Source organism: Apibacter sp., assembly GCF_025291155.1.
GTDB lineage: Bacteria > Bacteroidota > Bacteroidia > Flavobacteriales > Weeksellaceae > Apibacter.
The window spans coordinates 1-8,958 of the sequence record NZ_JAMBJZ010000085.1; the positions used below are offsets into that span (position 1 = coordinate 1).

Genomic DNA, 8,958 nt, shown 5'->3' on the forward strand with positions numbered 1-8,958 from the left:
GCATTAAATCTATTGGATAGAACTATGTCTGTCATTAAAACTGCAGGTGTATCCTTTCTAAAAGAAAAAGATGCCCTTGAGAAAAAGTTGAATGAAATAGGAGAAAGCAATGGTAAAAAGAAACTTGAATTAAAATGGTTCTATGAAGATTTAAAAAAGAAAGCATTGTATTTGATAAGTCAGAAAGAAACTTTACAAGATGATATTGAATTATTATCAGAAGAATCTTTATACGAATATTTAAAATCTTTACTTCATCAAATAACTCAAGTGGCTCAATCAAAGAAAGAGCATATAGATCCTATAGATTTAGCAGCAGTTGTAGCACAAAAAACCGGTATTCCCTTAGGAAAGTTACATTCCGATGAAAAGGATAGGCTTCAAAACATGGAAGACATACTAAAAAAAAGGGTGGTGGGACAAGATTATGCTATTAAGGTAATCACTGAAGCTGTATTGGAATCTCGTTCTGGGTTAAGTAAGGCTGGTCAACCTATAGGTTCATTCTTTTTTCTAGGGCCTACAGGAACAGGGAAAACAGAATTAGCTAAATCTTTAGCTGATTTTTTATTTCAAGATGAACAAGCAATAATTCGATTTGACATGTCTGAATTTAAAGAAGAACATTCAGCTGCCTTATTGTATGGTGCTCCTCCGGGCTACGTAGGTTATGAAGAAGGAGGTTTATTAGTTAATAAGATTAGACAAAAACCATACTCTATCGTGCTTTTTGATGAAATAGAAAAAGCACATACATCTGTATTTGATGTTTTTTTACAAATTATGGATGAAGGAAAGCTTCATGATAGACTAGGTAAAGAAGGTGATTTCTCTAATGCTCTAATATTATTTACTTCTAATATAGGTTCTCAATTTATAGTAGAATCGGTTAATAACGGAAAAGGATTACCCTCGTCCAATCAATTGATGGAAATAATGACAAGAAATTTTAGACCGGAGTTTTTGGGACGTCTTACAGAAATTATTCCTTTCAGTCCGATAAGTAAAGAGAATGCTATGGGCATATTTGAAATTCATTTGAAAAAAGAATTATTAGACTTAGTTAAAGATTTAAAAATAAGTCTGAGCTTATCACAAAGCGCCAAATCTTTTTTAGTAGATAATGGATTTAACGCAACTTACGGAGCAAGACCATTAAAGGGAATTATTCGTTCCTCATTAAGAAGGCCTATGGCAAAGAAAATAATTTCGGGAGAAATAAAAGAGGGAAACAATGTCGAAATAGATATCCAGGATGATAATTTACGGTGGATTATAAATTAAAAACAATAATTAAAAAACTTAGATATGTTAAAAAATTATGGTATTGGAGGAAATGAAGTTCCTTTGGATGCAAGCGAAGCAATATTAGAAATTGCACAGAATCGTACTCTTATAGCTCAAAAATTAACTGGTCAAACCCCTATAAGACCTGAAATTGTAGAAGGATTATCAACAGTTGAACAAGTATTCGAACATTTTAAACCGGAAGTGAAAGTGAATTTTGAAGATGCAGATGGAAATACAAAATTCGAAGAGCTAAAATTTAAAAATTTAGGAGATTTTGGAATAAAAGGTATAACTGCTCAAAGTAAATTTTTGACAGATTTACAGGTTGAAAAAGAACAATATCAAAAAATAATAAAACAGCTTAAAACCAACAAAATTTTAAAAGCCGCACTAGAAGATCCTGAAGCTAAAAACGCTTTAATGGAAAGTATAGAAGGACTTATTAATGAATTAAATCAAAAATAATTATGGCTAAAGAAAATCTAAAAGCACAAGTCCAGTCAGTGGATGTGCCAATATCAGAACAAGCTAATAAAAAATATGATGTTCAAAGCGGATTGGAAAAATTAGCAAAATTCGGTGGGTTTGATTTATTGGAATCTACTATTGAAAACGTTCAAAATATGAATCCTGAACGAAAAGCTAGACGTCAAATTTTTCTGAGTGATACTAATAAAAAAAATGAACGAAATGCTTTAAAGAAAACTTTGGAACTTTGGCTTAACGTATTAAAAAATAATGCGAGCTTAACAGATATGGTAGCACAAAGTGAAGATAAAAGTAAGCTTGCGGATAAGACTTTACAAAAAAATTTAGCTTCTACAATAAGAGAAACTGAAGAATTAGAAAAAGCTTACCGAACTATCGCTTTATTTTATAAAAACACCGATCAAGATAAAGTTAAAAATGTATCCATAATTAATGCAGAATTAGAGCAATTAACCGATTTAGATAATACACGTTTTATAGATGCCATTCATTCAGAATTAGTAGATAATTATGATAGATTGGATTTAAAAAATAATTATGGCTTATTAGTTATTCCAGGATATTTAGGAAGCAATAAAGTTGTTGAGAAATGGGCAAAAATAGCTCATGAAAATAAAGTAATGTTGGTAACAGATTTTGCACATTTAGATGAACCGGATGATGTGATGGAAATGTTTGACGAAGCCTATCTTACAGGCGGTGAAATTTATCGCTCAAACGTGCTAATGACTTGTAACTGGTTAGTAGGAAGAGGTAAATTTAATGAAATACAAGAGGAAAATGATTTATACATTCCTCCTTCTGCAGCTTTGGCTGGTAAGATATATGGGACATTAATGTCACAAGTTACAGCAGGTAAAAAATTTGGAGGTATTAATGAAATTGACGGGGTAAAATTTGACCTTAAAAAAAGCGAAATAGCCAATCTCGAAAGTATGGGATTAATACCCATGGTTAATGAATATGGTAAAGTTATGGCCTTTTCAGGCAAAACCTTATTCAATGGAGATAATTTAGGCTTACAAACCTATTCAGTTGTAAGAGTTTTCGATTATGTGACCAAAGTATTAATGGATTTTTTGAATCGAAGAGCATTCGAAAATTTTACAGCAAAAACGAGAAAAGAAATTATGAATCAAATTGTACGGTTTTTAGATGGTATTACTGGACCTGATAAATTGATTGAAAATTTTGAAGTGAGAAGATTCGAGCAAGATGCAGTCCAAAAAGATAGAATTTATCTAGATATACATTTAAAACCCTATTTCCCAGCTAAGAATTTCCTTATAAAAATGGATGGACATAAAGGAGATGATGGAAATGAATGGGATACAGAATACGAACAAAAATAATAGTTGAATATAGCAAGAGAGGAAAATTTTACTCCTCTCTTTTATAAAAAAAATCAATATGAATATTATAAGCAAAATTTTCAAATTAATTTTTGTAAGCGTATGCGCGATATTCGGTAATTATGAATTATACGGGCAATCAAGTGTACCGATGAAAAAAATAACTGAAGATACTTTGCTAACCCGAATAGTTGATTGTAATGCTTTATTTACACTTAATAACAGAAAAATAGATTATTTAAAAAATAAGCCTTATATCTATGCAGAACCATATTTTGAAAGAATATATAATATCAAAAATGATTTTGCAGTATTTCAAATAATAAAGAGAAAAGGCAACAGACCAATACTTTATATCAAGATGTTTAAACCTAATACTTGTTTAAAAAAGGGTGAGGTTTTGGAATTTATCACAGATAAAGGATATCGATATAGAATGAATAATTATTATAAACCAAACTGCGACGGCTATTTAATAAGTAAAATTAGAAGGAAGGACATTAAAAACCTTACACAAGGTGAAATTAGCAGCATAAAGTTACTAACCTTTCATAATGACTATGAATTTAATTTACAATTTATTGAAGCAGAACGGTTAAAAGACGAATTACAATGCTTAAAAAATAATCATTTTAAATTCAAATAAATGCCAATACCTCAATTAGGTTTATCATTATCTATAACAGATAATCCCGGATCTCCATTATATGCAGGAAATGGAGAAAGAGAAAAAATGTCGGATTTTGATTCCGCTATGCATCAACATACAATTACAATAATAATTTCCGATGAAAAAGTAAATGAAATTGAGTTTAATACATCAAATAAGGATATTAATAAAATTAGGTTGCCTGCTTATAAAATGATAGTAACAGATGATAAAACAGAGGAAAGAAGCTATTATGAAGTAACCCGAGATTCAATATTATTTGATGAATTAAAGATCAATAAAACAGGAGGTTTTTCCTTTTTAGGTATTCCTATTTTTAAGAAAACAGTATATAAGTTACCATTAATCGCTTTTGAGCCATTAAATTCAGTTAAAGAAATATTTGAAGTAAGCAAATTTCGTACAAAAAAAGATAATTATTTATCGTATACACTTAATAGAAATTCTGAAAAAGCACTTTTAGTAGCAGGAATTATGTCTGAAACTTTTATAAAACCAACAAATTATGAACATTTCTTTTATATAGAAGATCATAATCAAGGACAAAAATTTATTGGCGATATTTCATATAGAGAAAAATTTATAAAAACAATTCCAAAGGTCGAAATACATCTTATCAAACGTGAAAGGAATATAAAGGAGTATGAATTAGACAAAAGTGGAAAAGTTAGTAAGATAATATATTTATAATAAAAATTATAGCTTGATATGTATGGAATTTATTATAACACTCCTATAAACTTTAAACAACTAATTGAAAAAAGAGATGTTGAAAAAACTAATTTAGATAAATCTATAGCAAAATATATTAATTTAATAGTAACCTCTTCTTTTGGTGAATGTAAATTCAATGAAATGCTTGGATGTAAGATTTGGGAAATGGATTTTGATTTGTTATCTGATACCAATAGTCTTAGGGATAAATTTAAAAATGATATTAAAGAAGCTATTATTGTGAATGAGAGTAGATTAAATCTGTTGGAGGTTGATGTTATTATTGGGGTAGGACAGAATCCTTCTTATAATAATTCGATAAGATTAAAGAAAAAAGTAACAATGAAAATCGAAGGATTGATAAAAAAAACTAATCGTCCATTCAATTTTTACGGACATTTTTTTATAGGACCACTTTCACAACTTTAACATGGATACTAAAGAAAAAATAAAAGATAGAATATTACGAAGAGCAGCTCAAACATGGGGATATACTGACAGTGAGTTAGAAACATCCTTTGATCCTATAGTAGCTCTTTTACTCGAAGCATGTGCTTCTGAATTGGAAAAAATATCCTCTGAACTAAACAATTCTCGTTCTCGTATTATTGAGAGATTATTAGAAATTATGTCACCGGAAATCAATACGGGAATTGTACCTGCAAGGTCAATTATTCATTTGGAACCGATTGAGAATAATTATACAGTATCAGTTGAACATCAATTTAGATCTAAAAAAGTAATTCAAAACATTTATGATCCCTTACAACCTATAGTTAAAGATATTTATTTTGGAACTACTTTACCGTTTATTTTATCAAAAGCAAAATTAGAATATATTGCTTTTGGAAACTCATTATACTCTTTAAAGAGAATTATACATAAAGACCCAATTACAAAAGAAAACCGATTTTTAAAAAATGGCTCATTATGGTTAGGAATTAATTGTCCCGAAGGAATTGATAAAATTGAAAAGCTTATGTTTTTTACAGATGTTAGAAGCTCTCAACGAGAAATTTTTTATAATTATCTTAAACAAGCAAAATTTTATATAAATGATCAAGAAATTCCTTATAAAGAAGGGTTTAATGTTGAAAATTATACAATAGATATTGATGCAGTTGTAAACAAAAACTATAATAAAATCAATCAATTATACTCAGAAGTTAATGATTTTTATTCAGACAAGTTTTTCCATTTTACTAAAGACATCATTATTAAAGACGAAGTATTTAAAGTTCCTGATGAGCTAATTAACATATTTGGAGACAAGGTAACCAGTATGAACGAGGCAGGGAATATAATCTGGCTTCAAGTTCAATTTCCGGAAGTAGTGATTAATGAAACTTTTGAAAATGTAATGTTTTATATTAATGCAATTCCGGTTATAAATAAAAGACTTTTAACTCAGAATCAAACAATAGGCTCTTTTATAAATTATATTCCATTATCTTCTGATGACATTTTTTTAGATTTAGATAGCATTAATGATTCTAGAGGTTATCAATACCATATAAAAGAGTTTTCAGAAGGAAATTTAGATATTGGAGATGCTACTCTAAGACACACAGGAGTTACCCGTTTTGATGAAAGAAATGCTTCCGAATTAATACAATATCTCATTGAACTATTAAAAGATGAGAGCGCTTCTTTTACGGTTATAGGAGGAGATTTTATTGATGGAACAATTAAAGAAATTAATAAATCCATAGCTACATTAGAACAACATATAAAGGAAAAGAAGTTTACTAAATCAAATTTTCCTTATGCGATTATCAGACCTAAATCTACAGCAGTAAAAAATGATAATGATTTCTTTACAGTTAGTTATTGGGTAACAAATGGAGATGAAGCCAATGATTTGAAGGTTGGCACCCATTTAGACTGTATAGGTACCAGTGATTTTAAACAAGATACTATCATGTTTATAAACACAACAGTTGGAGGAAAATCGAGGATGGATACCAAAAGTAAAATTGATTCTTATAGAGAAGCTTTATTAACCAGAGGTAGAATTGTAACTTTTGCAGATATAAAAACCTTTTGCCAAAACCATTTTAAATTTACCATTAAAGGAATTGAAATAAAAAAAGGTACCAAAATAGATTCTTCTACTAATAAAGGATTTGTACGAACCATAGATATAATTTTAGAAAGAAATTTAGCAACTGAATACCAAATTTCGGATTTTGAATGGCAGTATTTATGCGATAATATGCTTTATAAATTAGATAAATCCTCATCTAATATTTATCCTTATAGACTAATAATAAAATGAGAAAAAATATATTTGTCTTATCTGTTTTAATGTTTTTTTTGTTGTTTTCGTGCCAAAAAAAGTTTTACAATGAAGTTCCTTTTAAGATCACTTATAATCAACAAGAAATAATGGCAAAATTAGGTATTTTACCTAATACTCCTAACACTCCTAATACTCTTCCCATTAAAGATACAACTTTAACTGATAGAGAAATTTATCTTAAAGAAAAGTATTCTATAATATTAGGCATTAAACCCGAAGAATTAAATAATTATAAATTTTATGATTTCATAGATAGATGGATAGGAACTCCATATTCATCTAAAGGATTTACCATGGATAGTCTAAATATCGGACCATTTACGAGTGCTTTATATGAATACGCATTCAAACGTAATTTACCAAGCACTCCTCTAGGAATTTTTAAATCCCCAGAAATAAATTTATTCACAGGACGTGAATTTCTTAAAGAAGGAGATATACTTTTTTTTAGAAATGAAAAGGATACAGCTATTGGTGATATTGCTATATACCTGAGGAATAATAAGATATTGGTTAGTTCCATAAGCCAGGGATTGATAATAAGCAACTTTAATTTTGATTACTTTCAATTAAGTTATGTCAGCGCAGGAAGACTTTATTATATTGATCAGGAAAATAATAAATAATGAATACAATAGAAAAAGATACTTTATTAGAAGAAATAAAGAATACGATAAATAGTATTAAAGATGATTTAAAAGCCGAAGTAATTATTTCAGAAATACTTGAACAAATAGATTCAAAAGAGCAAAATATATTAGTAGATTACAAAGGTCAATTTAAAAGACCTTATAGAAAAGATGTTTTGGGTGCAGAGCTCATAAACTATAATTATGATTTAACGGAATATGTGAAAATAAATTTATCTAGGGATGGTATTTATGATACACTCCCGGAAAGTCTGATTCACGAATTAAGCTCTGAAAAGCCCCAAAAAACGGTTTCAGATATGACTGAGCAGTTTAAAGCTCACAAAAAAGAAGAAGAATATGCTAGGAAATTTTTTTTCCCTTTTGAAAATGAATTTTTCATTAAAGCATTAGAAAGAGAAAATATAGAAAAAGAAATTTTACTTGAGCTTAATGGTTCCAAACCATTAGATTTTTTTTATGATTTTTGGCACATTGATCGAGATTTGCCCCCAATATTGGTTTCCAAATTAATCAGAATATTACCTTACTTACATAAAATTGTTGGTAATTTACAAATGACTGTAAATTGTTTAAGCTATTTATTGGATGAAAAAGTTGAAATTGCAGAACAAGGTTATAAAGAACAATCAAGCTCTGAACAAGAAATAAACCTGGGAGAGAGTAGATTGGGGTTGGATATGATTTCAGGAAGTGCATATATGGACTATTCATTATACTTGGAATTTAAAATCGGTCCATTGAAAAAGACTTCGTTTTTAGATTATATTCATCAAGGTAAATTGAAAAAATTTATAGAATTATTTTATGATTACTTTTTACCCATGGAAGTTGATGTTAAAACATCAATATTATTAGAAACCGAAACAGAGATATTTAATTTAACTCAAAATACAATTTTAGGAATAACCACACGAATATGAACTTCAAAACGTATTTTAAGGATTTAATAGATCCCTCAATAATTGCAGGTTTGTTAATTATTTTGGCATTATCTGTAATAGTTTTTGTTTATTTTGGCGCTAAAATAAATGGTTTTAAACAAAAATATAAAAATAAATTTATATCCTATGTTGTTATATTGATATTGATAACAGCATTAATAGTTTTTATAGGGTCATCAGAAGTTTTTAATAATCAGATATTTGGAATATTTATTTTTTATCAGGTTATATTCTTTATTTTAGGCATTATACATTGTATTGTATATAGAAATTACTTTGATGAATTCGATACTAAATCTCCTTGGATTGAAATATTTTTCAGTCTAATAATGATCATTTACATTCTCTTCCCTTTTTTATTTATTTATACAATAGTAAAAGGAAATACCTATGTATACAATATGATGTATTCTTCTTTAGTTTTTTCGATCCCTACTTTAATCTATTTAACATTTAATGCCTCTATATCCATTCCGCCCAAAATATATAAAACCTGGGAATTTCCGGAAGAACATGCTTATCCTGATCCACCGGATAGTGAGTATAG

The 8,958-nt window shown here is 28.5% G+C and carries 10 protein-coding genes; all 10 read left to right on the top strand.

Features of this window, described 5'->3' with window-relative positions:
- Positions 1 to 1,284: AAA family ATPase (locus M3Z80_RS08060; RefSeq protein ID WP_293919051.1), on the top strand; the 1,284-nt coding region annotated here is incomplete at its 5' end.
- 24 nt (positions 1,285 to 1,308) lie between these two features.
- Entirely contained in the window at positions 1,309 to 1,755 is a 447-nt protein-coding gene (locus M3Z80_RS08065; RefSeq protein ID WP_293919052.1) for a hypothetical protein, read from the top strand.
- A 2-nt stretch (positions 1,756 to 1,757) separates the two neighbouring features.
- Positions 1,758 to 3,131, top strand: a complete 1,374-nt coding sequence (locus tag M3Z80_RS08070; RefSeq protein WP_293919054.1) for a DUF5458 family protein — start codon at positions 1,758 to 1,760, stop codon at positions 3,129 to 3,131.
- Between the two features lie 58 nt (positions 3,132 to 3,189).
- Positions 3,190 to 3,777 carry a hypothetical protein gene (locus M3Z80_RS08075; protein ID WP_293919055.1) on the top strand — a complete coding sequence of 196 codons (588 nt, stop codon included), beginning with the start codon at positions 3,190 to 3,192 and terminating at the stop codon, positions 3,775 to 3,777.
- Complete coding sequence (locus M3Z80_RS08080; RefSeq protein WP_293919057.1) at positions 3,778 to 4,491, top strand: hypothetical protein; 714 nt, start codon at positions 3,778 to 3,780, stop codon at positions 4,489 to 4,491.
- Between the two features lie 18 nt (positions 4,492 to 4,509).
- Positions 4,510 to 4,944, top strand: coding sequence for a GPW/gp25 family protein (locus tag M3Z80_RS08085; protein WP_293919058.1), 435 nt, complete (start codon positions 4,510 to 4,512; stop codon positions 4,942 to 4,944).
- Position 4,945: 1 nt separating this feature from the next.
- Complete coding sequence (locus M3Z80_RS08090) at positions 4,946 to 6,793, top strand: type VI secretion system baseplate subunit TssF (protein WP_293919059.1); 1,848 nt, start codon at positions 4,946 to 4,948, stop codon at positions 6,791 to 6,793.
- The gene (locus M3Z80_RS08095; protein WP_293919061.1) at positions 6,790 to 7,443 is read left to right on the top strand and encodes an NlpC/P60 family protein; all 654 of its coding nucleotides are present in this window, start codon (positions 6,790 to 6,792) and stop codon (positions 7,441 to 7,443) included. The genes M3Z80_RS08090 and M3Z80_RS08095 overlap by 4 nt, the downstream gene beginning before the upstream one ends.
- Positions 7,443 to 8,390, top strand: a complete 948-nt coding sequence (locus M3Z80_RS08100; protein WP_293919063.1) for a type VI secretion system baseplate subunit TssG — start codon at positions 7,443 to 7,445, stop codon at positions 8,388 to 8,390. The genes M3Z80_RS08095 and M3Z80_RS08100 overlap by 1 nt, the downstream gene beginning before the upstream one ends.
- Positions 8,387 to 8,958, top strand: a 572-nt coding sequence (locus M3Z80_RS08105) for a TssN family type VI secretion system protein (protein WP_293919064.1), incomplete at its 3' end; no start/stop codon positions are given. The genes M3Z80_RS08100 and M3Z80_RS08105, both read left to right, overlap by 4 nt.